Below are 23863 nucleotides of genomic sequence, written 5' to 3' on the forward strand. Positions count from 1 at the left end.
CATGTCCGTAATCGAAATCGTCTTCCCGCTGCTGTTTATCGCTGCTCTTGGCTATGGTGCCAGCCGCAGTGGCTGGTTTAGCCGCGAGCACATCGCCGGCATCAGCAAGTTCGCCTTTTATGTGTGCATCCCCGCGCTGCTGTTTTCTGCCATGCTCAAGGTGCCGCTTAAGGACAGCATCCGCCTGCCGGTGCTGGTGGCCTTTTATGTGCCTGTGATACTGAGTTTTGCATTAACCTTGCAGCTTTCGCGCCAGGCCCTTAAGCGTTCATACCGCGACTGTGCGGTGCTGGCCCTCGGCGGCAGCTATTCCAATACCTTGCTGGTGGGCTTGCCGGTGATCATGGCGGCCTTCGGCCCTGCGCAGATGGCAAGCGTGTTTTTAATTATTCCCTTTCACAGCGCAGTGCTGTTTGGGCTCACTTTTGCGCTGTCTGGTAATTCGGGTGCTGAGGGTGGCAGCAGGGGTGCACAGCTTATCAAAGGGCTGCTGTTTAACCCTGTGGTGGCGAGTATTGGCCTTGGGCTTATCGGAAATGTCGCCGGGCTGAGCCTGCCCACAGCCCTTGGCAACAGTCTTGAGATGCTAGCCAAACCTGCCATCGCCTGCGCACTCTTTGTGCTGGGTGCCAATTTGAATCAATATCGCCTGTCCAGCGCGTTTGCCCTGACGGCGGTATTAAGTGCAATTAAGCTTCTGCTACTACCGCTGCTTATTCTGATTGCGGGTAAACTGCTGGGGCTTACGTCGCTCGAGCTTGCGGTAACAGTGCTGCTTGGTGCATCGCCTCTTGGGGTGAATGCCTACCTGATTGCGGCTCAGCTTAAGCGAGATAGCGACATCATCGCCGGCGCCGTGGTGTTGTCATCCATGCTTTGTATCCTGACTGTGATCTTCTGGTTAACTGTGTTAACGTGAGGCCTCTTTTTGGGTTGAAGACTCTTTTTGCGTTGAGGACTCTTCTTTGTCTTTGTCTTTGGCTGAAGACTCTTTTGGGGGAGCTCTGGGAAGGGCAGTGCAGGAGCGCATTTTATGATAATTACAACAACAGACAGACTGATTTTAAGGCACTTCAACGAAGGGGATATCGAAGCCCTGTTTTTGATGAACAGTATTCCTGAGGTACTGACTTATATTCCGATGGCGCCACTCACTGATGTAGCCCAGGCTGAAAAGCTGCTGCACAAGGTGATTTTTGAAGACTATCGCAGCCGCGGTTTCGGTCGCTGGGCAGTAGAGCACAAGGCCAGCGGCAAGGTGATAGGTTTTTGTGGCCCCAAGTTTATTCCAGAGTACGACAAGGTGGAGCTGGGTTACCGCTATCTGCCTGAATATTGGGGCCAGGGCATTGGCAGTGAGGCTGCATCAGCCGCGATTGCCGAATTCAAGCCAAGACTTGGCATAGACGAAGCCATAGCGCTCATTCTTGATGGCAATTTGGGCTCCATGGGCGTTGCCCGACACATCGGCATGGAGCCGCTGCAGCGTGATAAATTTATGGAGCATGACGTGACCGTGTTCCATAAGTGGCTTTAAGCTCGCTGCATTTCCCACAAATTCCGCCTTCATTGCTGGCATTTGGCGATAAGGCGGGGTAGAGTCTCCCTTGGTAACCTTGGTCAGACTCCAAAGCAAGGGTTCGATTTTTCTTCGGGTTACCTCACCAAGAGCCTTCAGGCTCACCGCTCTTTCGCCTGATCCTGACATTTTTATTGGATTATTTCTGACCCGCATCTTTTAAGGTGCGGGTTTGGACTATTTGGTGCGCTAAACCCTCCGTGGGGGAAGGGATAACGCGATTGTTGGGCGCCGTCCAATGGGGTGGCCTTGTTTAAGAAAGTAGAGGACTGCTGTGACTGAACAACCCAAGATTGTGATCTCCGAAATTGATATGGAGCGTCTTGAACGATTATTGGAAAGCCTGCCGGGGAATGATGTCGGCAAGGCGGCACTGGAAGCTGAGCTCAGCCGCGCTGAGGTCAGACCGTCGAAGGAAATGCCAGCCAATGTGGTAACCATGAATTCCGAGGTGCGCTTTACAGTGTCATCGTCATCGGAAGAGTTTTGCCTCAGGCTGGTATACCCAAAAGATGTGTCGGCCAAGGGGGACACAGTCTCCATTCTCGCGCCGGTCGGCAGTGCTTTGCTGGGACTGGCCCAGGGGGATGAGATGGACTGGCCCCGTCCCGGTGGCGGTACCACCCGGGTCAGAATCGAAGAAGTGACCTATCAGCCCGAACGCAGTGGTGACTTTCACCGCTGAACGGGTCGCTTGTTGAGCAGCGTTTCAGGATAATACAATAAAAAACCAGCGCTAATGCGCTGGTTTTTTTAAGGAAAATTGCGATTACTCGTCGCCGTGATCACAGGTATCGTTGGTGCACACGCCGTACAGATACAGGCTGTGGTTGGTGAGCTTGATATTGTGGCGCATGGCGATTTCATTCTGACGACGTTCAATCAGGTCATCAGAAAACTCAATCACTTTGCCACAGCTCAAACAGACCAGGTGATCGTGGTGATGTTGAGTGGACAGCTCGAACACGGCCTTGCCGCTTTCGAAGTGGTGACGGGAGACAATGCCCGCATCGTCAAACTGGTTCAGTACCCGGTACACGGTGGCCAGGCCAATCTCTTCACCAATCTCAAGCAACTTCTTATACAGGTCTTCGGCACTGATGTGTTGATTGTCTGGTTCTTGCATCAGCTCCAGGATTTTTACTCGTGGCAGGGTAACTTTCAATCCCGCTTTTTTCAGCGCCTGATTTCCATCTGTCATGGTTAATCTCTTGATTGCAGAACCATTGGGCTCTTTGTGGACAATGGAATTCATTATATGTGTCTGGATTCAAAACTTAAACCTTTGATAGCCCTTAAATGAACTCATATGGCAATATTTGCTGGTGTATCAGACAATCGTCCATGATTGGGTCAAAAAGGCACATTCAGACAAGGGTTATACCAAGGCACAATTGTCAGCGACCTGCGGGAAATGGCAGGCTGGAAACAAAATAATAAGGAAGGCATCAGCATGTACCGGCATATAGTAGTACTCACAGGCGCGGGCATTTCTGCAGAGTCGGGGATCCGTACCTTTCGCGATCAGGACGGCCTGTGGGAAGAGCACCATATAGAAGATGTGGCGACCCCAGAAGGTTATGAGCGTGATCCGCAGCTGGTGGAGCGTTTTTACAATCTGCGCTGGGAGCAGTTAAAGTCGACCGAGGTTAGCGCTAACCCGGCCCATGAGGCCCTTGCCCAGCTCGAAACCGAATTTGACGGTGAGTTTTTGCTGGTAACCCAGAACGTGGACGACTTGCACGAGCGCGGTGGTAGCCAGCGGCTTATTCATATGCATGGCGAGCTTAATAAAGGCCGTTGCCCCCGCTCACGTCAAACCTTTTTACTGCGCGAACCCTTTGGTCCGGACAATGTTTGTACCTGCTGTATCCCTGCTCAGCGCCTGCGGCCCCATATCGTCTGGTTTGGTGAAATGCCCTTTGGCATGGACCGTATCCACGATGCATTGGAACGTTGCGACCTCTTTATTGCCATAGGCACCTCGGGCACTGTCTATCCGGCTGCCGGGTTTGTGGATATTGCCAATCATCATGGTGCCCAGACTGTGGAAGTGAATCTGGCTGCTCCCGACAGGCATAGCCAGTTCCAGTGGCACCTCACCGGCAAAGCCGGTGACATTGTGCCGCGACTGGTGCGCGCTGTGCTTCAAGGGAAAAGCTTGTGTAGCCTGGCCGATGTGTTGCAAGAGACCGACTGAATAATGAAAAAAGCCATTATCCTCAGAGGGCTGCCCGGCAGTGGAAAGTCGTATTGGGTGAAAGCATTTCTGGCTTCGTTGCCCGAAGGGGCTCACTTGGGCAAACCCAATGCCCGGGTGTTTTCCACCGATGCGTTTTTTACCAAAGAGGGGGTGTATTGCTTCGATGCCAAAAAGTTGCCCGAATACCATCAGCGAAACCTCTGTGAATTTATCGAGGCGCTGGCAGAGGGTACTCCTGTGGTGATTTGCGACAACACCAATCTGGCACACTGGGAATATTTGGCTTACGAGACTGCAGCCAAAGCCCTGGGATATGAGGTGGAAAAGGTGCTCATAGGCACCCCGGGCGACAGGCGCCATCAGGCGCTTTGCGCCGAGCGAAATAGCCACGGCGTGCCACTTGCAGCCATCAGGCGTATGGCCAGGACTTTTCAGCCCTGATATCGCGTTATCCGTGGGCCGGATTGTGGGCCGTTTTGCAAATGCCGACCAGAGCGGCGACCTCCACCATGGCATGGGTCAGCATACCAAGCTCGTCATCACTGATGCAGTAGGGCGGCATCACGTAAATCAGTCTGCCAAAGGGGCGAACCCACACACCGCGCTCGGCAAAGGCCTTAAGTGCAAAGGCGGTATCCACGGTTTGGACCATTTCAATCACACCCACCGCGCCAAGCACTCGTACGTCGGCTACCTGCGGCAGCATTCTGGCGGTTTCCAGTGATTGACTCAGCTTGGCTTCAATATTGGCGACTTGCGATGGCCAGCGGTTTTCAGCAAAAAGCGCAAGGCTTGCCAGCGCGGCGGCGCAGGCGAGTGGATTAGCCATAAAGGTGGGGCCGTGCATAAACACGCCGGCGGGTGAGTTCGATATGCCTGCGGCGACTTCATCAGTGCACAGGGTTGCCGCAAGACTCAGCATGCCGCCGGTGAGCGCCTTGCCAAGGCAAAGTAAATCCGGGGCTATACCCGCATGCTCGTAGGCAAACGCCTTGCCGGTGCGGCCAAAGCCGGTGGCAATCTCATCCAAAATCAGCAGCACCTTATACTCATCGCACAGGGTGCGAATGGACTTCAGATAATCCGGGCTGTGAAACCTGAGGCCACCTGCGCCCTGCATGATGGGCTCAATAATCAGGGCGGCGATTTCATGGTGATGGGTTTGCAGTAAAGTGCGCAGTTCGGCCAGGTCTGACTCTTCAACCGAGTGGCCAAAACCTGCGGGCGGTGCCTTGGCGAAAATCTGTTTGGGTACCAGATGGCCGAACATGCCGTGCATGCCTGAGTTGGGATCGCAGACGCTCATGGCCGCAAAGGTATCACCATGATAGCCGCCAAGTACTGTCAGTAGTTTGTGCTTTTGCGGCTCACTTCTGCCTTGCCAGTACTGCATGGCCATCTTAAGGGCCACTTCCACCGCCACTGAACCGGAGTCGGCATAAAACACCTTGGTCAGCTTTGGGTGCACCAGCTTAAGCAGTGCCTTGCCGAGGTCAGTGGCAGGCTCATGGGTGAGGCCGCCAAACATCACGTGGCTGAGTCTGGCGGCCTGAGCTTGCACCGCGCCAACCAGTGCAGGGTGGCCATAGCCATGAATCGCCGACCACCAGGAAGAGGTGCCGTCAACCAGCTCGCGACCGTCCTCCAGCGTCAGGCAGCAGCCTTCGGCACTTTGCACACCCAGTACCGGTAAAGGTGCTGCCATTGAGGTATAAGGGTGCCAAAGGTGGTTACGGTCAAACTCAAAATCTATGCTCATTTGGTGCGCTCAAAATTTAATCATCAGTAAACCCTGCCAACTGGTTGGCGTTGACAGTGTAAGGGCCAAGGTTATCCTAGCCAACAGAAAACATTAATTGGGGTATTACCATGTCATCCTTTGCCGTTCGCCACGACTGGAGCCGTCAGGAAGTCGAGGCGCTGTTTGCACTGCCAATGAACGATCTGCTGTTTCGTGCCCACAGCATACACCGCGAAGTGTTCGATCCCAATGAGGTACAGATAAGCCGCTTGTTGTCGATTAAAACCGGCGCCTGCCCAGAGGACTGCAAATACTGCCCTCAGAGCGCCCGTTACGATACCGGTCTGGAAAAAGAGCGCCTGCTTGAAATTGAAAAGGTGCTGACCGAAGCCCGCGCCGCCAAAGATGCCGGTGCCACCCGATTTTGCATGGGCGCCGCCTGGCGTAATCCCCATGAGCGCGATATGCCGTATCTGACTGATATGGTGAAAGAAGTAAAATCCATGGGGCTGGAAACCTGCATGACCCTGGGCATGCTCTCCGCCCATCAGGCCAATCAGCTTGCCGAAGCCGGACTGGATTATTACAACCACAACCTGGATACTTCTCCTGAGTTTTACGGCGATATCATCACCACCCGCACCTATCAGGACAGGCTTGATACCCTCTCCAACGTGCGTGCTGCCGGCATGAAGGTGTGCTCTGGTGGTATCGTCGGCATGGGTGAGCAGGCCACCGACCGTGCCGGTTTGCTGCAGCAACTGGCAAACCTTGAGCAGCATCCCGACTCTGTGCCAATCAATATGTTGGTGAAGGTGACGGGCACGCCGCTGGACAGCGTGGATGACTTGGATCCGCTGGAATTTGTGCGCACCATTGCCGTGGCCCGAATTTTGATGCCGCTCTCAAGGGTGCGTCTGTCGGCCGGTCGCGAGAACATGAGCGATGAGCTGCAGGCCATGTGTTTCTTTGCCGGTGCCAACTCGATTTTTTACGGCTGCAAGTTGCTGACCACACCAAATCCCGAAGAAAACGATGATATGAGCCTGTTCCGCCGTTTGGGCCTGAAGCCAGAACAAGGCAAGGCAGCCATCGTCGAAGAAGACGCTGCCGTGGTGGCGCGCGCTGCCAGGGAGCAAAAGGCTGACGGCGTCGCCAAGACCAAACCGCTTTTCTACGACGCGGCCAAGTGAGCCGGATTTAACAGTGACGAATCGGTTGCTGCATCGCCTGGCTGACGCCAGAGTGAAAGCCGAATCAGCGGGGCTTTGGCGTCGACGTCAGCGCCACAGCCCGGCCCTGATGGACTTTTCTGCCAACGATTATCTGGGGCTCGCCCGGGATAGGCGTTTGGTTGAGGCGCTGGCGGAAGGCGCACGCCGCTATGGCGTCGGCAGCGGTGCTTCGCCACTGGTGAGTGGTTATTCCGAGGCCCACGCCGAACTGGAAGCGGCACTCTGCGCCGCAACCGGCCATGAAGCTGCGCTGCTTTTTTGCTCGGGTTTTGCCGCCAACCTGGCGTTGTGCCATGCCCTGTTTGACAGCACTGATACCCTGGTGGCCGATAAGCTCATCCATGCCTCCATGATTGACGGTATTCTTGGCAGTGGCGCCAGCCTCAAGCGTTACCCCCATTGCGATCTCAGTGGCGCGGCGCGCCTGATAGCGAAGTTCCCGGGCACAGCGCTCCTCACCGAGAGTATTTTCAGTATGGATGGGGACTTGGCGCCCCTGTCTGCGCTCTCAAATCTGTGTGAATCCCATAACAGTTTGTTTATTGTCGATGACGCCCATGGTTTTGGTGTGATCGGCGAACAAGCGATGGGGGCCAGCCGCCTGGAAGGGGTTAATATCTCGCTGCAGCTGGTGACCTTTGGTAAGGCGCTGGGGTGTCAGGGCGCGGCACTGCTCGGCAGCCAGGCGCTTATTGAGAGTCTGGTGGCGAGTGCCAGGCACTATATTTATTCTACGGCCTTATCTCCGGCGCAGGCTTATGCGGCGCGCTTCTCGCTCTCACTGGTGCAGCAGGGCGAACAAAACGCAACACTGGCCGCGAATATCTGCCATTTCCTGAACAGCGCCAAGGAAGCTGGTCTTAAGTTGCTGCCTTCTCAAAGCCCAATTCAACTGCTACCCGTCCCTGATGTAGAGGTTTGTCTGATGGCTGCGAATGCCCTCAAGGCCAGAGGCTTTTTGGTTGGGGCAATTCGCCCTCCCACGGTACCTGTCCCAAGGCTCAGAATAACCCTGAGTGCTGCCCAAAGCATGCAAAGCATAGAGGCGTTGGTACACGCCCTGGCGGACATCGAAAATGGCTTTGGCGAGGGTGTTAACGAAGGCACAGTTAAAGGCTGTGACGCGCCATGATGACAAGCCAATCCGACGTGGCTGGGCACTTCTCCCGTGCCCATCAGTACGACTGCCACAATCTGCTGCAACGACTGACCGCAAATAAGCTGCAAACCAAAGCAGGACTTCGGGGGCATTTACTGGATATTGGCGCAGGTCCGGGCACCGATTTTTCGCTGTTCCCTGTCAATCGGGTGACCACGGTGGATATTGCGTTTGCCATGTGCCAGCGGCTTCGCTGTCTTCATCCATCCTACGAGGCTGTCTGCGCGGATGCTTCCGCCTTGCCGTTTGCAGACGGGCGCTTCGACTGCCTCTATTCCAATCTCGCGCTGCAGTGGTGCTCCGACTTTACCGTGGCAGTTGCTGAGGCGTATCGGGTGCTTAAACCCGGGGGCCGTGGTTACTTTGCCATGGTGTGTGACGGCGCGTTACCTGAGCTTGAGATATTGGGGTTTTGTGTGAATCATTTTGCCCCGGCCCCTCAAATGGCATCGGCCTTCAGCGACCATGACTGGTGCGAGTTATCCACCGAGGTGGCGACAGAGACCCTCCATTTCGACGATTTGCGGACACTGCTTTATTCCATTAAAGGGGTGGGTGCCAGTGCCCGACATGGCGCGGGGCAGGCAAAGGCCCTTCGTGGTCGCGCGGACTGGCTGGCGCGGGTGGATAACGCCGAACGCACGAGAACGCCTAAGGGCTTGCCGCTGAGCTATCAGATTTTGTACGTCAGTGCGCAGAAGCGAGGAGCAAACACATGATGTATTTTGTGACAGGTACCGATACGGACTGCGGAAAGTCCTTTATCTCCGCTGCCTTGCTGTCTGCGGTGACCAAACACAATCCCCATGCAGGCACGCTGGGCATTAAACCTGTGGCGTCGGGCTGCCGGGTTACCGAGTCTGGTCTTAGAAACCCGGATGCTGAACTGCTCATGGCCCACAGTAGTCACAAGCTGGATTATCACAGCGTTAACCCCATCGCCTTTGAGCCCGCCATCGCTCCACATATTGCTGCCGCGAATGTGGGGGTGGATATATGCCCTGAGGCCATTATGGCCAAACTCGACCTGGCCCGGATGAAAGCCGCCGATTTCTGTTTGGTCGAAGGTGCCGGTGGCTGGCGATTGCCGCTTGGCAATGGGCGGTTTATGCCGGAAATGGTGCAGGCACTCCAGTTACCTGTTGTCCTGGTGGTGGGGATGAAGCTTGGCTGTCTGAACCACGCCATGCTGACCCAGGAGGCCATCAAGGCCGATGGCCTGCGTATTGCCGGCTGGGTCGCCAATCGGATTGACCCCGAAATGGCCTGCTATGAAGAGAATCTGGCGACGCTGATGTCTGTAATGGACGCTCCCTTTTTGGGGGCTGTGCCTTATATTCCTTCGGCGAGGCCGGTCGATGCGGCTGCCTTTATTAAGCCAGGCCCCTTGTTGTCAGAACAGCGCTGACAGACGCCAAGGTGTGTTTGATAAGCCAAGCCTTATCACACAGGTATGCCAGAAATAAAAAGGTCGCCGATTGGCGACCTTTATTATTTACGGTCGATTACAGCAGCTCACTGAGATCGGCGCCTGCTGCGATAGGGGACTTTTGAACGCTGCCCTTAAAGAAGTAAGCTTCTTTATCGCCCAATAAGGTTAGCTTGTCGCCCTGGCGATAGAGGGCACTGCCTTCCTGAATACCCACGACCGGGGTTAGAGGGTCAACCATGGTGAACTCCAGCAGGCGCTGGGCACGGGTCTCACCGTTATGGCCGGGGGCCTGATAATCGGTGTAATGGGGGTTAAGCTGAAACGGCAGCAAACCCAGGGCGGTGAAGGACGGCGGCTCTATGATTGGCATGTCGTTGGTGGTACGGATTGACAAGCCAGCGATGTTGGAACCTGCGGACCAGCCAACATAGGGCTTACCGGCTTCAACCTGCTCGCGAATGACAAACAGCAAGTCGTAGCGGTACAGCTCGTGCAGTAGATGGAAGGTGTTGCCGCCGCCAACAAAAATGCCGTCGGCATCGCGAATCGCCTGACGGGGATCGGCATGCTCGTGGATGCCACTGATGTTGATATTCAGGTTGCGCAGGCCCTGGCGAACCTTCTCGAGGTACACATCATAACCCAGGCTGATCCCGGCATAGGGAATAAACACCCAATTGCGGGCATTCTCCGTCAAAGGGGCGATAAAGGGCAGAGTGTGTTCAAGATATGGGGTATCGCCAACGCGGGAAGCGCTGAGCAGCAGGGCGCGGATGGTCATGGGAATTCCTGATTTTCAGAGGTCGTTATTAGATCTGTATGCCCGTGTAAAAATAAGACGTAATGGGCTTGGGTGGACCAATGTTAACAAAGATTCATCGTGATAAACATCTAAAAGGCAAGCCATTGTCAGGGGGGCTTGCGCACACTGTTAATCTTAAGATTTGCTTAAGAAATCCCGCATAGACTGCCGCCATATGTTCCGACAGGGGATTTGGGCTTTTTCACCAGTGTACCCTTGAAAATCGAATTTTAAGACATATTATGTCCCTTGTGAGTGTGAATGGGCGATTTGCCCGATAAAGGAGCTGAAATGAAACGTGTATTTCTTTTCCTGTTGACCAACCTGGCAGTGCTGCTGGTTGCGTCGATAGTGATGTCTATTCTGGGCGTTGATACCCGCTCTATGAGTGGTCTGTTGGTGTTTGCGGCCATCTTTGGTTTCGGTGGCGCCTTTTTCTCGCTGGCCATTTCCAAGTGGATGGCGAAAAAATCCATGGGTTGTGAAGTTATCACCACCCCACGGGATGCCACCGAAAAATGGCTGATTGATACGGTTGCCCGCCAGGCGCAGCAAGCCGGTATCAAGATGCCTGAAGTGGCTATCTATAATTCACCTGAAATGAACGCCTTTGCCACAGGCCCCAGCAAAAACAACTCGCTGGTGGCCGTGAGTACCGGTCTGCTCTACGGCATGACTCAGGATGAAGTAGAAGGCGTACTGGCACACGAAGTCAGCCACGTGGCCAATGGCGACATGGTGACCCTGACCCTTATTCAGGGCGTGGTGAACACCTTTGTTATCTTTGCCGCCCGTGTGGTAGCTGGATTTATCAATAACTTCCTCTCCAGCGATGAAGAGGGTGAAGGTCTGGGTACTTTTGCCTATATCGCGGTGGTGTTTGTACTGGAAATGCTGTTTGGTATCCTGGCGTCTATCGTGGTTGCTTACTTCTCACGTATCCGTGAGTATCGTGCCGATGAAGGCGGTGCCAAGCTGGCGGGTCGTCACAAGATGGTTGCCGCACTCGAGCGGTTGCGTACCGGTCCGGAAACCGGCGCCATGCCAGCTCAAATGGCAGCATTCGGTATCAATGGCAAACGCTCAATCGGCGAGTTGCTGATGAGCCACCCGCCACTGGAAAAACGCATTCAGGCGCTCAAAGCGCAGTAAATAAAAAAGAGGTCTTCGGACCTCTTTTTTATTATCAGTGGTAGGTCGCATTTGACGAAAACGCTTTTTACGTTATGTTAGTAAAGCGGGATGGCATGTTGTTATCGTGTAAAAATCCATTTCTCGCAGTCAGTTACATGATTCAGCGCACATTTTGTCGCCCCCTGAGTTGTTACACTGAGCCAACGTGGATGCTGGGCCGTGCAGGCCTTGGCATCAAAATTGAGAACGTCGTGCTAAGACCTGGACGGAACGATGGAAGTCGATTTAAACAAGAACTTCCACAACGCTGTCCCTAATGGAGGATACCATTGTGAGTAAAACACTCTTGAGCGCCCTTTTCGGCGCAGCCTTTGCAGCCCTGGCTCTGTCTCCTGCGGCCTTTGCCGGTGATCAGACCCTGGCTGAGTTCCACGTTGAAAACGGTGGTTGTGATTCTTGCCACAAGGATGAGTCTCCTTCGGCTGACGGTGCTTATGAGTTCGAACAATGCCAAAGCTGCCACGGCACTCTGGCTGAAATGGACGACGTGCACAAGCCACACGATGGCAATCTGGTGTGTGCTGACTGCCACGCCCCACACGACAATAACGTGGGCCAGAAGCCTACCTGTGAGTCCTGCCATGACGATGGCCGCACCGCGGACAGCGTACTGAAAAAGTAAGCTTTTTGACCTTAAGGAGCCGGCAATCGCCGGCTTTTTTGTGCTTGGCGACTGCTGCAGGATAGGGTAGTTTTACCTGACGGGATATTTCAGGGATGTAGCCATGGTACAGAATGGATTAGGTGCAGTCGTACTGACACTGATTGTCATGCTAAGCGGTTGCAGTCAAACAAGGGATTTGCACAGTGCCGACGCTATCCCAATCCCAATAAATAAGTCACTTTACTCCGATTCATTGGCTGCAAACGTCATCAGTTACTCGAGTCTGTTTACGCTAACACCATCCCAATACGATGACATCGAACGCTTTATCCATCGGCCTCATATTGCCCCATTAGCGCCTTTTATTCAGGCGAGGCATTATTTACTTGATACCCTGACGGAGTTTCACTATGAAGGCCAAAGCCTGAGTGCCTCAGACGCCTTGATGCTCAATTGAAGATTATCGTGGCTTTGATTTTTATGTACTGGGTCATGAAGCCCTTCGCCAGGGTAACTACAACGAAGCGGAAATGTACTTTTCCAAACTTTTGAAAAACGCGCCTTATTTTCATCCGGGATGGTTTGAGCTTGCTAAAGCACAGGCGGTTCAGGGCAAGTTTGATATAGCAAAACAAGCACTAGAAAAGGCGCTGGCACTTTCGTCACGCAGCGAAGACGTGCGTCGGTATCAGGCTAAACTCTCGTTATTCGAATAGCCCATGGCGGCAATCACGCCAAGTCGACATCAGTAAAATCGGCAAAAAATTCAGGATCATAGAATATTGCGATGTGGCTCCTGTCAGTGGCGTGGCTTGTCCTTTGGGCGGTTGATTGCTTTCATTAATGGGCTCAAGCGTTATGGAAAACAACTTCAGCTAACACTAATATTATTTAGCGATAAGACGATTGCTTCGGGCAGAGCTTTGGCAGCAGCATGGGGACGACAGCAGAATAATTGACGGTATGTTACTAAGTAAGGGGTAGATACTGCCTTTTAATTGGTGTAACTTGTGCGTGTTCTGCTTGGAGATTAGCGCAGAGCAGGTTTACCCAGAATTAACACGGAGGTTGAGCGTTATGTTCAAGATAATACATTGGATGGTGGTATCTCGTTCACACTTGTTGGGTGATTTACTGGACTGCCGTTGGCCACAGGAGTTTTTGGTCAAGCTGACCAAAGCGGCGCCAGAAGAGATGTGTAACAAGTTGCACCTCAGTCAGGTTTCTCTGGTGGTGATTGACCTGGCGTCGGTAGACTTGCAAAAGGCCTATCAGCTGCAGAAGCATATCGAAAGGGAATATTCGTCCATCAAGGTGGTGTTTATCCACTTTCCCCGTCAAACCGATGCGCGTTTCCTCGTTAATCAATCCGTTACTGCAGGCGTATTTTTCTTTGACGCCAGTCTGGCAGATATTGGTGAAGGTCTTGGTGAAATCCTGAAAGGTCGCAGCCAAATTCCGGCACAGTTACTGCGCAGCAGCAATGGTGAAGAGTACGAAGAAGACAGTGAGAAACTGACCATTCGTGAGCGTGAAGTGCTGCAGGCACTCTTGTCGGGTAGCACAAATCTCGACATTGCCAACCGACTTTTCGTCAGCGAAAGTACCATCAAAACCCATCTTTACCGTGCATTTCGCAAGATTGGCGTATCCAGCCGTGGTCAGGCCATCGCCTGGGCCCAAACCCATTTGCACGAAGTCCACGTATGACGGTAACGTTATTCTGCGATGAGCAATGCAGATAAGCAGTAAAAAAGGCGTCCAGGACGCCTTTTTTGTTGGCAAAAACGCCGTTAACCAAGCCAGGCGGTGATAGCCCCGGCATCTTCCAGATGCAGTGACACTGTATCCAGCGGTGCCGGCTTAAGTGTCAGGGTTGAGGTCATCAATTCGTCGCGGCGGAAGAAATGCAGTGCCAGCTCATCACCTTCGTTGTAACTGTTAAGCACGTTTTCAAGATTGGCAGTGGCCTGAAGCCCATCCACGGCAATCAGTAAGTCACCGGCCGATAAACCGGCCAGATGCGCGCTGCCGGACTCTGCCACCGTTTGAATTCTCACCCCCAATGCCTCGGCCTTGAATTTGGCACCAAGGGACAGTGTCAGTGGTGAAGGTTTACCGCCTCCGGTGTCGTTTTGACCGCTGGCGGCCCTAAGCTCCATACGAACACCAAACTCGGCAAGAAGCGGAGCAAGGGGTAAGTCGTCTGTGTTGTCCAGGTAGGCAAAAATATCGCTCACATCCCGGCCAAGAAGCTCTGCCACCAGTGCCTGATGGCTCTCTTCCTCCGTGCCTTTACCGGTCAGGCCGAAGCGCGTCCATAACAGGCGCATCAGGGAGTCCAGGCTCTCTTTACCTGCGGTTTCCTTTCGGATAACGAGGTCCAGGTACAGGCCAAAGAGCGCCCCCTTGGTGTAGTAACTCACGATGGCGTTTTGGGCATTCTCATCCTGCTTGTAGAACTTGGTCCAGGCATTGAAGCTCGAATCCCTGAGGCTTTGCTTGAAACGGCCAACCCCACGGTATACCCGGGTCATGGTTTCACTGAGCATGTCCAAATAGGTTTGGGTATCAACTTTGCCTGCTTTCAGCGTCAGCAGGTCGTCATAGTAGGACGTGAGTCCTTCGTAGGCCCACAGTTGCCGGGTGTAGCTTTCACTGTCCAGCGCATAGGGAATAAAGGTGGCGGGTTTGATCCGTTTGACGTTCCAGCTGTGGAAATACTCATGGCTGCACAGGGATAAATAGGTGCGATAGTCCTTGTTGACTTTGTCATCCATGGACAGCGGCAAATCTTTGCGTGAGCACACCAGCGCCGTGGACCTGCGGTGCTCCAATCCGCCAAAGCCGTTGTCCAATACCATGGTCATAAACAGGTATTCATCGAAGGGGGCAGGCGTACCAAACAGTTGTATCTGGGTTTCGCAGATGGCTTTTAAATCCTGGCACAGTCGCTCCATATCGCAGCGATGGCGGCCGGTCAGCACGACGTGGTGGGGCACACCACAGGCCTCAAAGCTTGCCTGGGTAAAGTCACCCATTTCCACCGGATGGTCGATAAGGGCGTCATAGTTTTCGGCTTCAAAGGCGCCAAATCGCCAGGCATCACCGCTGCGCCTTTGCAGTGTAGTCGCCACTCGCCAATGGTTGAGGGCAATCTCGGTCGGCGCCTGAATTTCAACCCGCAGCGGCCTGTCGGTTTGACCTTCTACCGCCAGGAACACACTGGAGCCGTTGAAAAATCCATGGGTCATATCCAGATGAGCACTGCGCACTGACAGGTCGAATGCGTACACCTGATATGACAGTACCAGCGGCTCTGTAGAGCGGTTTTCCACTTGCCAACGTTGTTTATCGAGTTGAGTGAGAGCGACGGGATTATTCCCTTGCCAGGCTTTGATGCCAATCAGATTGCGGGCAAAGTCACGCACCATATACGAGCCCGGGATCCAGGCTGGCAACGAAAGCACTTGGTGAACACCGGGGGTTGGGATCTCCAGATTGACCTCAAACAGATGAGCCTTGGGATCACTTGGAATAATGCGGTAGCGGATCATAATGGTTCCCGAAATCAATGATGCAGGCATGCTGCCAAATTCCAGCTCTGTTGGCAAAGGGAGTTGGCTTTTCTCTTACCCAAATGTGCTGGGTCTTGCTATGATAAGCCCATTGAATTCAAGGCAGAAAACAGCCACTTTTTCCTCAGGAATGGATAGCCAACCCTGACAGCATATGGAGTTCACCATGGCCGAAGAAACCATTTTCAGCAAAATTATCCGCCGCGAAATCCCTGCCGATATCCTGTATCAGGATGAACTGGTGACCGCGTTTCGCGATATTGCCCCCAAGGCGCCGACCCATGTGTTGATAGTGCCCAATCATCTTATTCCCACTGCCAATGACGTGAAGGCATCGGATGAGCTGGCACTCGGCCGTATGTTTACCGTGGCCGCCAAGCTCGCGGACGAAGCGGGTATTGCCAAAGATGGTTATCGACTCATCATGAACTGTAACAGTCATGGTGGCCAGGAGGTTTACCATATTCACATGCACCTGGTGGGCGGCGAGCCTTTGGGCCCCATGCTTGCCCAGCGCTGATTGGCGGTGTTATGAAAGTTAATCCGGATTTTTTTGAGCTCACGCCGCTGGCACAACGCTTTGTCAGCCAGCTGGCCCAGTGTCGGCGTCTGGGTATCAAGGTGCATGAAGGCAGTGAGCATCATGTACTTTTGGAGCTGCCCTATAGTCAGGCGCTGATTGGCTACCCTGATACCGGGGTTATCCACGGCGGGGTTATCACCACCCTGATAGACACAGCCAGCGGCACGGCCGTGGTCTGCGCCATTCAGGAGAAATTCCAAACCCTGGAAATTTCGCCCACCCTGGATTTGCGGGTCGACTATATGCGTCCGGCCGAACCCGGCAAGAGTGTGTATGCCTTTGCCGAATGCTACCGCTTATCATCCAACATCGCCTTTACCCGTGCCATCGCCTATCAGGACAGCATAGATGAGCCCATTGCCCATGCGGTTGGCTCCTTTATGCGTATCAGCCCTGAGATGGTGGGGGAAACCTTCCGCAATGCGCTCTTGGAAGACAACGTGATCCTTGGCCCTGTGGTGACTGAACTTGCCCATTGTCCCGATGAGGGCAAAAGTCCCAAACCCATGGATGTGAAGGAAATTGTGCGCCGGGTGGCCGAGCTCAATGACTTTGGTCATCTGCTGGAGCAAGTGCCCTATGCCCGTTTCATCGGTATGGAAGTGGAGCGATTTGGCGATGAGCTGGTGTGCCGCTTGCCCTCACGGGACGCCAATATTGGCAATCCCGTGCTGCCCGCCATTCATGGCGGTGTGATTGCCGGTTTTATGGAAATGTCGGCAATTGTGCAGTTAATGGTATTTATGCAAACCTCGAGAGTGCCAAAAGTAGTCGACTTTTCAATTGATTATCTGAGGGCTGGTCTGCATAAGGATACCTTTGCCGAGTGTATTATTACCCGGCAGGGGCGGCGGGTTGCCAATGTAAACATCAGTTGCTGGCAAACCAACCGCAAACAGCTGATAGCCACGGCCAGGGCGCACTTCCTGATTGATTAAGCTGTCTGGTTAATACTGTAGGCTTCACTCTAATCAGCGGGTATTCAGCAAAGTGCGACTACACTGACGCAGGTACGCTGGCGAGGATGACACAGGTTTTTTATGCTTAATTTGGTCTGAAGCCTGACGGCACAGGCGCTGCGTATGGTTTCCAAAACAGGAGGTTCTATGAAGATTGCAAAGCTGGTTTTACTGGTGGCCCTTGTGGTGCTTGCCGGTGGCTGCGCCAAGCATACGGCAGGGATTTCGGCGTCGTCGTCGGGGGAGACCCGGGTCGATAACAGCACCTTTGGTCGAGAGGTGTCTGTGGGGGAACTTAAAATGAGCAGCAGCGGAGACTTGCTCACGGCCCATGCGCTCATTCAGAGTCGGGTGGCTACCGATCTCAGGCTGCAGTATCGCTTTACCTGGTACGATACCCAGGGACTGGTGATTGACGGAGAAGGGCAGAGCTGGCAGTCGCTTAAACTCCACGGCATGCAGCAGATGCAAGTCAGCTCGGCGGCGCCCAATCCATCCGCCAGCCGTTATGAGGTCTATGTGCGCAAGGCATTTTCCAACTAAGCTGCGCTGGCGCTCGATGGTCATGATTAAACACCGGCATTGCCGGTGTTTTTGTTGCTGCGGGCTTATTGTGTGTACTTTACCTTTGTGTGCTGTTTCTCACACCGGTGACTTACCCAGAGCTGCTGTCACGGGAGTGAAAATTTCCACCCGAGGTTTGCAACAAAAGTATCATCCCGGTGGAATATGGGCGTATAATTGGCCGCGCCAAGGGGTGTCTGCTGTATGCAGACTGAGATGTCTTCGGACAAACCCTTAGAACCTGATCCGGCTGATACCGGCGTAGGAATGGGCTGATACTGCAAATTGATTGCCACTCCGAGCTTGCCGGATCTCATACAAATTTTGTTGAGGTCCAAATGTTTACTAAATCCCGTATTCCCCTGTTTGCCCTGGCACCCGTGTCTTTGGCCGTATGTTCGTCGCTGGCCTTTGCCGCCGACAGCAAGGCTACCGCTGAAGAAAATCCCATGGAAGTGATGCTGGTGACGGCCGATTTTCGGGGACTCTCGGTTGAAAAAATTCCCTCCAGCGTGACCGTGATTGATGCCCAGAAGATAGAAGATGAAGGGGCTCAGCACTTTGAAGATATTTTGGGTTCGGTGGCCAATTTCAACTGGTCCGGTGGCACCTCCAGGCCCCGTTATTTTCAGATCCGCGGTGTAGGCGAGCAGGAAGACTACAAGGGCGCGCCCAACTCATCCGTTGGCTATTTGATTGACGATATCGACCTGTCAGGCCTGGGCATGGTGTCCAGCATGTACGATCTGCAGCAAGTCGAAGTACTTCGTGGTCCTCAGGGTACCCGCTATGGCGCCAATGCGCTGGCTGGGCTGATTTACCTTAAGAGCAACGACCCCACAGAGCAGTTTGAACACGGCGCCCAGCTGAGCATCGGCAATGACAATCTCAGAACCTTCGCCGGTTTCAGCTCCGGCCCCATGATGGACTCTGGGGAACTGCTGTACCGTGTTGCCATTGAACAGCACCGCCAGGACGGTTTTCGTGACAACCTGTACCTTGGCCGTTCAGACACCAACGAGCGTGATGAACTGAGTTTCAGAACCAAGGTGCGCTGGTATGCCAACGACCATACTCAGGTAGACTTCACCCTGATGCACGCCGACTTTGACAATGGTTACGATGCCTGGACGCTGGATAACAATGGCTTTGATACCCTGACCGACATGCCGGGCACAGATGCCCAGCGCACCACGGGTGTGGGCTTGAAGGTGCTGTACGATGGCTTTGATAAGGCCGAGTTAACCTCGCTGACCAGCTTTGCCGGAACTGACCATCATCACGGTTACGATGGCGACTGGGCGAACCCCGAATATTGGGCCGCACGCCAGTGCACCGATGATTACGATGTCAACGGTAATGGTGACTATGCTGAGCTCCTGCCATGCGAATACGATTACACCTGGGATAAGCGCGGCGATCGCAGCACTGTGTCCCAGGAGTTCCGTTTGGCCAGTAACGAGGCCGGCAAGATTTGGGGTGACAGCACTGCCTGGCTCGTTGGCCTGTATGGTATGCAGCTTAAAGAAGACAACGACCTCGCTTCTTTTTACAACGGTTGGCCAGATGAAGCCCTGCGCTCCAGCTATGAAGCGACCAACCTGGCCATCTTCGGTCAGCTCGACAGCGACCTGGGGCAGGAGATAAACCTGTCCGTGGGGCTGCGTCTTGAGCGTCGTGATGCCGATTACAGCGATGATGCAGGGGATGCCTTTGACCCATCTGAGACCATGTGGGGAGGCCATATTGCCATCGGCAAGCAGCTGAATGAGCAGCATAATCTCTATGGCCGCATTGCCCGCGGTTACAAGGCGGGCGGCTTTAACATGTCGCTGCCTGCTGAGTTTGCCGATAAGAAGGAGTTCGATACCGAAGTCCTCTACAACTACGAAATTGGTCTTAAGTCGAGCTTCCTAGAAGGCAACTTCGACACCAATCTGGCACTGTTCTTTATGGACAGACAAGATCAGCAGGTATCGGCATCCCAACAGGACCCTGCCAAACCCCAGCGTTTCGTTCTCTTTACCGAAAATGCCGGCAGCTCAACCAATTACGGGGCCGAGCTTGACCTGAACTGGTATGCCACCGATAACCTGCACTTCTACGGCAGCCTGGGCTATCTCAAAGCTGAGTACGGTGACTACAGCTATCAGGACAAATATGGCAGCCTGGTCGACCTCTCTGGCCGCGAGTTGGCACATGCACCCAATTGGACCTGGTCACTGGGCACCACCTGGCGTGCCGACTCAGGCTTTTTTGCCAACCTCAATGCCAATGGCAAGAGCAAGTTCTACTATTCAGACTCCAACGACTCAGTTTCCAAAGACTATGCAGTGCTCAATGCCCGCGCAGGCTATGAAGGCGATATCTGGTCTGTCTATGTATGGGGACGCAATCTGCTGGATGAAGAATATGGTGTCCGGGGATTCTATTTTGGCAATGAGCCGGATAATGGCTGGGCGGACAAGCAATATATCCGCTTTGGCGATCCCCGCGCTTTTGGCGTGACCCTGGATGTGCGTTTTCTGTAATTGAAATGATTGAATCCGGGCGCGCATGTAAGCGCGCCCGCGAAGCTTGATGAGGAACCTAATGATGAAACTCACCGCTGAAATCAGCATGTATCCACTGCATGATAATTACCTCGAGCCCATCCGCTGGTTTATCGGCAGGCTCGACAGTTACCCGCAAATTGTCCGTCGCACCAACGCCATGGCAACTCAGGTGCAGGGCGACTATGCCGAGGTGATGGCTATGCTGGCCAGCGAAATGCAGGCGGCACACGAAAAATTCGGCAAGGCTGTGTTTGTCTGCAAGTTTATTGGCGGCGAACTCGACCTGTCCCACTCGGAGTAACCCATGCAGGCGGATTTTTGGGGCTGGCTTGGCGGAGCCTTTCACAGCGCCTTTGGTGAAATGCAGGTGCTGTCGGCCTGGGAAGGGGTTGCCGTGATACTGGCCATGGCCTACTTGCTGCTGGCGATGAAACGCAGCCGCTGGTGCTGGGCAGCGGCCTTTGCCAGCACAGCCATTTACACGGTGCTCTTTTATGAAGTCGCGCTGCTGATGGAGTCGGCGCTGAATGTGTACTACATGGGCATGGCCATTTACGGCTATTGGCTGTGGCGTCAGGATGGCCAGGATGAACTCAAAGTCCAGCGTTGGCCGCTTAAACAGCATCTGGGCATCATAGCGCTGACCTCTATCGCATCCCTTGCAGTGGGGCATTTGATGGCCACCTTTACCGAGGCCTCATTCCCGTATCTCGATGCGGCAACCACCTGCTTTGCGGTGATGACCACCTTCCTGGTGGCGAAAAAGGTGTTGGAGAACTGGCTTTATTGGGTGGTGATAGATGTGGTGTCCATCTACCTCTACCTCAGTAAGGGATTGATGATGACGTCCCTGCTGTTTGTGTTCTACGTGGGGCTGGCGGTGGCCGGTTACTTCGTGTGGCGTGCGGCGGCGGCCGAGCAGCGCCCCCCCGAGCTGGCGCTTAAGTCATGACAATGCCTCTGGCGACCAAGCCAAGCGAGGAATCCCGGACGCAATCGCTTCCGGGTATTACCGACGAGGTGCTCGCATTTATTGCCGATACCGGTTTTTTCGCCGATGGGTATCGCCTCGAGCCGCTGACCCGGGGGCTGAGTAACCATAACCTGGCGCTCTTTGCCCGCGAAGGTGCCTATGTGCTGCGGGTGAACCGCGATGAGAGCAGCGCCTTTTGTCAGCGGGCCTTTGAAGCAGACAACTGGCGCCTTGCGGCGACAGCGGGACTCGCGCCGACCTTGATGGCCCAAAGCGCCGATGGCCGCTGTTATCTCTCTCCCTTGCTGGACGATGGTGGCTGGCAGCAGCGCTATCAGGAAGTCCCCCTGAGTCAATTTCGCCCCGGTTTAGCGTCTCAAACGGATACTTGCCATCCAAATACAACCACGGCCTCTAAAATTGCACAGGAATGCACAGGCCCTTCAGACGCGGCCCGGCTGCTGCTCGACTTGCTGCTGGGACTGCAGGCCTTGCCGGTGCCGACCAATGTAAAAGGTTTTGCCACCCAGTGGCAGGATTATGAGTTGGCGCTGGAAGCGAGCAAATCGCAATGGGCCCGGGATCCCCGCTGGTGTATGGCCTATGAGGCACTGGCTGCAGAATTTGCCAATGTTGAGGCTGCCATGGCGCGCCTCGAAGCCATGGGGCTTGCTTACCAGTACAGTCATCGGGATCTCACGCCCCATAATTTGCTTCGTCATCAGGGCAAATTGTTTTGCATCGATTTTGAATATGCCTGCGCCTCACACCCCTTGTGGGATCTTGCCGCCGTGCTGGCAAGCCACAATTTGTCGGCGCCAGAGCGTACTGCACTGATGAACGCCTACCTTTATGCCCATCCACAGCTGGAGTCCTCCATGTCTGCGAGGGTGGTGGATGCGGTGGCACTGCATTGGTATTTTGGCGCTATCTGGGCGCTGCTGATGGCAGGGGAGTCGGGGGATGAAGACTATCTTTGCTGGTTTCACAGATACTTACAATTGGCCAAGAGTTGACGCCTTGTCCATTTCCGCTGGCCCTTGTTACCCTTCCCTAAGCCATAACAGAAAAGGACATCTATGAAACGTGCTCTGGCAGTAATGGGTCTGGCGCTTTTTTTACTCGCGGGTTGCTCGACCAAGATGAGTTACTACTTCCTCGATTGGGCCATTGAGTGGGAGTTGGATGACTATGTGGATTTAAACCGCGACCAGCAGAAGCAATTTGATGCGGTGCTGGACGAGTTTATCGACTGGCATCGCCGTGAGGAGCTGCCCCGCTATGTGGCTCAGCTGGAAAGCATCAAGCAACAGATGCTTTCCGGTACCTTAACACCCGCCGCCTGGGCCGAAGAGGTCAACTATGCCCAGTCTCACTGGTTTCGGCTGTTTGAACATGTGTTTGAAGGCATCTTGCCCATTGTGCAGAGTCTGTCAGACGAGCAGGTATCCGGCATTATCGAACAGCTTCGTAAGGAAGAGGCCAAACTGGTGGCCGAATATGCCGGTAAAACACAGGAAGAGTTGATTGCCGACTCAGATGAACGGCTCACCGAACGGGCCGAAAAGTGGATAGGCAAGTTATCGGACAAGCAAAAAGCCATGATCCATGCATCCAACACATCAAGGCTGTCGACTCTGGATATGTGGCTTGAATACCGTCACGAATGGCTCAGACAGTTTGAAACCGCCCTCAATCAAAGAGCCGATACCCCTTTGCTGCGCAGCAGGCTGCAACTCCTGATGACAGCCCCGCAAACCCTGAAGTCAGAGAAACATCAGCAGGCGGTGCGCGAAAACAGCGAGAATTTTGGTCGTTTGGTCATGAGCATCTATCGGGACCTGTCCGATAAGCAAAGCAAAAAGCTCTGGCATGAATACGATGCTCTGACAAAAGACCTGGCAGAGCTTGCCAACGAGCCCGACTAAACTGGCAACAGGTGGCTGGCCGCAGATAAGGTGTTCTGCGGCCTTTTTATTAAACAGGCTTCAGCAATAAACAGGCTCCTGCAATAAAGATGGGTTGTCACAGGTCTTAATCACACAGCATCTGATTTTGGCGAGGACCTATGGCGCACTTTATTCATTCTCTTAACCTTCAAGCCCGGCATCTTGGTGAGGCAGTGGCCCCCCTGGCGTTGAGGGTGTATCTGGCCCCCGTGCTGATGCAGGCAGGCTATAACAAACTCAGCCACTTTGACGACACTGCTGCCTGGTTTGGCAATCCGGACTGGGGTCTTGGCTTGCCCTTTCCTGAGCTGATGACGGCACTTGCGGCAGGCACTGAGTTTTTTGGTGCCATCCTGCTGATATTGGGACTCTTTACCCGACTTATCTCCATTCCGCTGATGATTACCATGCTGGTGGCCGCCTTCACGGTGCACTGGCAAAATGGTTGGCTTGCCATTGCAGACCCTTCCAGCTGGCTTGCCAACGAACAGGTTATTGCGTCGGCCGAGCGGCTCGCCAAAGCCAAAAGTTTGCTGCAGGAGCACGGTAATTACGACTGGCTCACCGGCAGCGGCAATTTTGTGGTGCTCAACAACGGTATTGAATTTGCCATCACCTATTTTGTGATGTTGCTGGCGCTGTTTGCCATGGGGGGCGGCCGGTTGACCAGTCTGGATTGGTGGCTGGCAAAACGCTTCGGCCTGCACAAGGACTAGGCACAGCGGGTTATCCGGATTCAGTTGTAAAGGGCAG

27 protein-coding genes and 1 riboswitch are annotated in these 23863 nt (G+C 54.0%); of the genes, 23 read left to right on the forward strand and 4 right to left on the reverse strand.

Translation table 11 applies throughout. The features are described from left to right. Position 1 precedes the first annotated feature (1 nt). The 3 genes from K0H63_RS07670 to rnk all read left to right on the forward strand — a co-directional run bounded on the left by K0H63_RS07670 (position 2) and on the right by rnk (position 2264). Entirely contained in the window at positions 2 to 919 is a 918-nt protein-coding gene (locus K0H63_RS07670) for an AEC family transporter (RefSeq protein ID WP_220067424.1), read from the forward strand. A 114-nt stretch (positions 920 to 1033) separates the two neighbouring features. Beyond that, positions 1034 to 1537: a GNAT family N-acetyltransferase gene (locus tag K0H63_RS07675; protein ID WP_220067425.1), complete on the forward strand. Its 504-nt coding sequence runs from the start codon at positions 1034 to 1036 to the stop codon at positions 1535 to 1537. 355 nt (positions 1538 to 1892) lie between these two features. Then, the gene (gene rnk / locus K0H63_RS07680; RefSeq protein WP_258405528.1) at positions 1893 to 2264 is read left to right on the forward strand and encodes a nucleoside diphosphate kinase regulator; all 372 of its coding nucleotides are present in this window, start codon (positions 1893 to 1895) and stop codon (positions 2262 to 2264) included. An 84-nt stretch (positions 2265 to 2348) separates the two neighbouring features. Here the strand turns inward: rnk and fur are convergent, their stop codons facing one another. Beyond that, on the reverse strand, positions 2349 to 2780 hold the full coding sequence (gene fur, locus K0H63_RS07685; protein WP_203326716.1) for a ferric iron uptake transcriptional regulator: 432 nt from the start codon (positions 2778 to 2780) through the stop codon (positions 2349 to 2351). Positions 2781 to 3032: 252 nt separating this feature from the next. On the opposite strand from fur, the gene cobB reads away from it, so the two are divergent. Together cobB and K0H63_RS07695 are read left to right on the forward strand one after the other, a co-directional pair. Beyond that, the gene (gene cobB, locus K0H63_RS07690; protein ID WP_220067427.1) at positions 3033 to 3779 is read left to right on the forward strand and encodes a Sir2 family NAD+-dependent deacetylase; all 747 of its coding nucleotides are present in this window, start codon (positions 3033 to 3035) and stop codon (positions 3777 to 3779) included. Between the two features lie 3 nt (positions 3780 to 3782). Continuing rightward, entirely contained in the window at positions 3783 to 4223 is a 441-nt protein-coding gene (locus tag K0H63_RS07695; RefSeq protein ID WP_220067428.1) for an ATP-binding protein, read from the forward strand. A 7-nt stretch (positions 4224 to 4230) separates the two neighbouring features. Here K0H63_RS07695 and bioA read toward each other — a convergent pair whose 3' ends face one another. Beyond that, positions 4231 to 5541, reverse strand: a complete 1311-nt coding sequence (bioA, locus tag K0H63_RS07700; RefSeq protein ID WP_220067429.1) for an adenosylmethionine--8-amino-7-oxononanoate transaminase — start codon at positions 5539 to 5541, stop codon at positions 4231 to 4233. A 110-nt stretch (positions 5542 to 5651) separates the two neighbouring features. Here bioA and bioB point away from each other — a divergent pair, with 110 nt between their 5' ends. The 4 genes from bioB to bioD are packed head-to-tail and all read left to right on the forward strand — an operon-like array spanning position 5652 to position 9325. After that, positions 5652 to 6716: a biotin synthase BioB gene (bioB, locus tag K0H63_RS07705; protein WP_220067430.1), complete on the forward strand. Its 1065-nt coding sequence runs from the start codon at positions 5652 to 5654 to the stop codon at positions 6714 to 6716. Between the two features lie 13 nt (positions 6717 to 6729). Further along, entirely contained in the window at positions 6730 to 7890 is a 1161-nt protein-coding gene (locus K0H63_RS07710; protein WP_220067431.1) for an 8-amino-7-oxononanoate synthase, read from the forward strand. Next, positions 7887 to 8636, forward strand: coding sequence for a methyltransferase domain-containing protein (locus K0H63_RS07715; protein WP_220067432.1), 750 nt, complete (start codon positions 7887 to 7889; stop codon positions 8634 to 8636). Before K0H63_RS07710 ends, K0H63_RS07715 begins: the two co-directional genes overlap by 4 nt. Further along, entirely contained in the window at positions 8636 to 9325 is a 690-nt protein-coding gene (gene bioD / locus K0H63_RS07720; protein WP_258405708.1) for a dethiobiotin synthase, read from the forward strand. Before K0H63_RS07715 ends, bioD begins: the two co-directional genes overlap by 1 nt. 97 nt (positions 9326 to 9422) lie before the next feature. On the opposite strand, the gene pepE is transcribed toward bioD, so the two are convergent. Further along, positions 9423 to 10130 carry a dipeptidase PepE gene (gene pepE, locus K0H63_RS07725; RefSeq protein WP_220067434.1) on the reverse strand — a complete coding sequence of 236 codons (708 nt, stop codon included), beginning with the start codon at positions 10128 to 10130 and terminating at the stop codon, positions 9423 to 9425. A gap of 312 nt (positions 10131 to 10442) precedes the next feature. On the opposite strand from pepE, the gene htpX reads away from it, so the two are divergent. The 5 genes from htpX to K0H63_RS07750 all read left to right on the forward strand — a co-directional run bounded on the left by htpX (position 10443) and on the right by K0H63_RS07750 (position 13659). After that, a complete protein-coding gene (htpX, locus tag K0H63_RS07730) occupies positions 10443 to 11303 on the forward strand; it encodes a protease HtpX (RefSeq protein ID WP_220067435.1) in 861 nt (286 codons plus the stop codon). A 313-nt stretch (positions 11304 to 11616) separates the two neighbouring features. Then, complete coding sequence (cctA, locus tag K0H63_RS07735) at positions 11617 to 11967, forward strand: tetraheme c-type cytochrome CctA (protein WP_220067436.1); 351 nt, start codon at positions 11617 to 11619, stop codon at positions 11965 to 11967. Positions 11968 to 12070: 103 nt separating this feature from the next. Beyond that, on the forward strand, positions 12071 to 12406 hold the full coding sequence (locus tag K0H63_RS07740; protein WP_220067437.1) for a hypothetical protein: 336 nt from the start codon (positions 12071 to 12073) through the stop codon (positions 12404 to 12406). Positions 12407 to 12479: 73 nt separating this feature from the next. Beyond that, complete coding sequence (locus tag K0H63_RS07745; protein WP_220067438.1) at positions 12480 to 12665, forward strand: tetratricopeptide repeat protein; 186 nt, start codon at positions 12480 to 12482, stop codon at positions 12663 to 12665. A gap of 361 nt (positions 12666 to 13026) precedes the next feature. After that, positions 13027 to 13659 carry a LuxR C-terminal-related transcriptional regulator gene (locus K0H63_RS07750; protein WP_220067439.1) on the forward strand — a complete coding sequence of 211 codons (633 nt, stop codon included), beginning with the start codon at positions 13027 to 13029 and terminating at the stop codon, positions 13657 to 13659. 83 nt (positions 13660 to 13742) lie between these two features. Here the strand turns inward: K0H63_RS07750 and K0H63_RS07755 are convergent, their stop codons facing one another. Next, the gene (locus tag K0H63_RS07755; RefSeq protein ID WP_220067847.1) at positions 13743 to 15506 is read right to left on the reverse strand and encodes a M61 family metallopeptidase; all 1764 of its coding nucleotides are present in this window, start codon (positions 15504 to 15506) and stop codon (positions 13743 to 13745) included. A 187-nt stretch (positions 15507 to 15693) separates the two neighbouring features. Between K0H63_RS07755 and hinT the strand changes: the two genes are divergently transcribed. The 9 genes from hinT (at position 15694) to K0H63_RS07800 (ending at position 23826) form a co-directional block, all read left to right on the forward strand. After that, a complete protein-coding gene (hinT, locus tag K0H63_RS07760) occupies positions 15694 to 16047 on the forward strand; it encodes a purine nucleoside phosphoramidase (RefSeq protein WP_011759563.1) in 354 nt (117 codons plus the stop codon). Positions 16048 to 16058: 11 nt separating this feature from the next. Continuing rightward, positions 16059 to 17048, forward strand: coding sequence for a PaaI family thioesterase (locus K0H63_RS20260; RefSeq protein WP_220067440.1), 990 nt, complete (start codon positions 16059 to 16061; stop codon positions 17046 to 17048). A 168-nt stretch (positions 17049 to 17216) separates the two neighbouring features. Next, positions 17217 to 17612 carry a YcfL family putative periplasmic lipoprotein gene (locus tag K0H63_RS07770; RefSeq protein ID WP_258405674.1) on the forward strand — a complete coding sequence of 132 codons (396 nt, stop codon included), beginning with the start codon at positions 17217 to 17219 and terminating at the stop codon, positions 17610 to 17612. Positions 17613 to 17812: 200 nt separating this feature from the next. Beyond that, positions 17813 to 17918: riboswitch (TPP riboswitch) on the forward strand. 53 nt (positions 17919 to 17971) lie between these two features. Continuing rightward, positions 17972 to 20164, forward strand: a complete 2193-nt coding sequence (locus K0H63_RS07775) for a TonB-dependent receptor (RefSeq protein WP_220067442.1) — start codon at positions 17972 to 17974, stop codon at positions 20162 to 20164. 64 nt (positions 20165 to 20228) lie between these two features. After that, entirely contained in the window at positions 20229 to 20489 is a 261-nt protein-coding gene (locus tag K0H63_RS07780; RefSeq protein ID WP_220067443.1) for a hypothetical protein, read from the forward strand. A gap of 3 nt (positions 20490 to 20492) precedes the next feature. Further along, on the forward strand, positions 20493 to 21140 hold the full coding sequence (gene pnuC, locus K0H63_RS07785; RefSeq protein ID WP_220067444.1) for a nicotinamide riboside transporter PnuC: 648 nt from the start codon (positions 20493 to 20495) through the stop codon (positions 21138 to 21140). Beyond that, positions 21137 to 22177 carry a phosphotransferase gene (locus K0H63_RS07790; protein WP_220067445.1) on the forward strand — a complete coding sequence of 347 codons (1041 nt, stop codon included), beginning with the start codon at positions 21137 to 21139 and terminating at the stop codon, positions 22175 to 22177. The genes pnuC and K0H63_RS07790 overlap by 4 nt, the downstream gene beginning before the upstream one ends. A 63-nt stretch (positions 22178 to 22240) precedes the next feature. Continuing rightward, complete coding sequence (locus K0H63_RS07795) at positions 22241 to 23089, forward strand: DUF6279 family lipoprotein (protein WP_220067446.1); 849 nt, start codon at positions 22241 to 22243, stop codon at positions 23087 to 23089. Between the two features lie 140 nt (positions 23090 to 23229). Continuing rightward, on the forward strand, positions 23230 to 23826 hold the full coding sequence (locus K0H63_RS07800; RefSeq protein WP_220067447.1) for an HvfX family Cu-binding RiPP maturation protein: 597 nt from the start codon (positions 23230 to 23232) through the stop codon (positions 23824 to 23826). Positions 23827 to 23863: the final 37 nt, after the last annotated feature.

Source organism: Shewanella zhangzhouensis (genome assembly GCF_019457615.1).
In the GTDB taxonomy this organism is placed as follows: Bacteria; Pseudomonadota; Gammaproteobacteria; order Enterobacterales; family Shewanellaceae; genus Shewanella; species Shewanella zhangzhouensis.

Bases quoted from the DNA above. Each gene is read 5' to 3' on its own strand.
- K0H63_RS07670 (WP_220067424.1), top strand. From the start codon at position 2: ATGTCCGTAATCGAAATCGTCTTCCCGCTGCTGTTTATCGCTGCTCTT.
- K0H63_RS07675 (WP_220067425.1), top strand. From the start codon at position 1,034: ATGATAATTACAACAACAGACAGACTGATTTTAAGGCACTTCAACGAA.
- rnk (WP_258405528.1), top strand. From the start codon at position 1,893: ATGGAGCGTCTTGAACGATTATTGGAAAGCCTGCCGGGGAATGATGTC.
- fur (WP_203326716.1), bottom strand. From the start codon at position 2,780: ATGACAGATGGAAATCAGGCGCTGAAAAAAGCGGGATTGAAAGTTACC.
- cobB (WP_220067427.1), top strand. From the start codon at position 3,033: ATGTACCGGCATATAGTAGTACTCACAGGCGCGGGCATTTCTGCAGAG.
- K0H63_RS07695 (WP_220067428.1), top strand. From the start codon at position 3,783: ATGAAAAAAGCCATTATCCTCAGAGGGCTGCCCGGCAGTGGAAAGTCG.
- bioA (WP_220067429.1), bottom strand. From the start codon at position 5,541: ATGAGCATAGATTTTGAGTTTGACCGTAACCACCTTTGGCACCCTTAT.
- bioB (WP_220067430.1), top strand. From the start codon at position 5,652: ATGTCATCCTTTGCCGTTCGCCACGACTGGAGCCGTCAGGAAGTCGAG.
- K0H63_RS07715 (WP_220067432.1), top strand. From the start codon at position 7,887: ATGATGACAAGCCAATCCGACGTGGCTGGGCACTTCTCCCGTGCCCAT.
- bioD (WP_258405708.1), top strand. From the start codon at position 8,636: ATGTATTTTGTGACAGGTACCGATACGGACTGCGGAAAGTCCTTTATC.
- pepE (WP_220067434.1), bottom strand. From the start codon at position 10,130: ATGACCATCCGCGCCCTGCTGCTCAGCGCTTCCCGCGTTGGCGATACC.
- htpX (WP_220067435.1), top strand. From the start codon at position 10,443: ATGAAACGTGTATTTCTTTTCCTGTTGACCAACCTGGCAGTGCTGCTG.
- K0H63_RS07740 (WP_220067437.1), top strand. From the start codon at position 12,071: ATGGTACAGAATGGATTAGGTGCAGTCGTACTGACACTGATTGTCATG.
- K0H63_RS07745 (WP_220067438.1), top strand. From the start codon at position 12,480: ATGTACTTTTCCAAACTTTTGAAAAACGCGCCTTATTTTCATCCGGGA.
- K0H63_RS07750 (WP_220067439.1), top strand. From the start codon at position 13,027: ATGTTCAAGATAATACATTGGATGGTGGTATCTCGTTCACACTTGTTG.
- K0H63_RS07755 (WP_220067847.1), bottom strand. From the start codon at position 15,506: ATGATCCGCTACCGCATTATTCCAAGTGATCCCAAGGCTCATCTGTTT.
- hinT (WP_011759563.1), top strand. From the start codon at position 15,694: ATGGCCGAAGAAACCATTTTCAGCAAAATTATCCGCCGCGAAATCCCT.
- K0H63_RS20260 (WP_220067440.1), top strand. From the start codon at position 16,059: ATGAAAGTTAATCCGGATTTTTTTGAGCTCACGCCGCTGGCACAACGC.
- K0H63_RS07770 (WP_258405674.1), top strand. From the start codon at position 17,217: ATGAAGATTGCAAAGCTGGTTTTACTGGTGGCCCTTGTGGTGCTTGCC.
- K0H63_RS07775 (WP_220067442.1), top strand. From the start codon at position 17,972: ATGTTTACTAAATCCCGTATTCCCCTGTTTGCCCTGGCACCCGTGTCT.
- K0H63_RS07780 (WP_220067443.1), top strand. From the start codon at position 20,229: ATGAAACTCACCGCTGAAATCAGCATGTATCCACTGCATGATAATTAC.
- pnuC (WP_220067444.1), top strand. From the start codon at position 20,493: ATGCAGGCGGATTTTTGGGGCTGGCTTGGCGGAGCCTTTCACAGCGCC.
- K0H63_RS07790 (WP_220067445.1), top strand. From the start codon at position 21,137: ATGACAATGCCTCTGGCGACCAAGCCAAGCGAGGAATCCCGGACGCAA.
- K0H63_RS07795 (WP_220067446.1), top strand. From the start codon at position 22,241: ATGAAACGTGCTCTGGCAGTAATGGGTCTGGCGCTTTTTTTACTCGCG.
- K0H63_RS07800 (WP_220067447.1), top strand. From the start codon at position 23,230: ATGGCGCACTTTATTCATTCTCTTAACCTTCAAGCCCGGCATCTTGGT.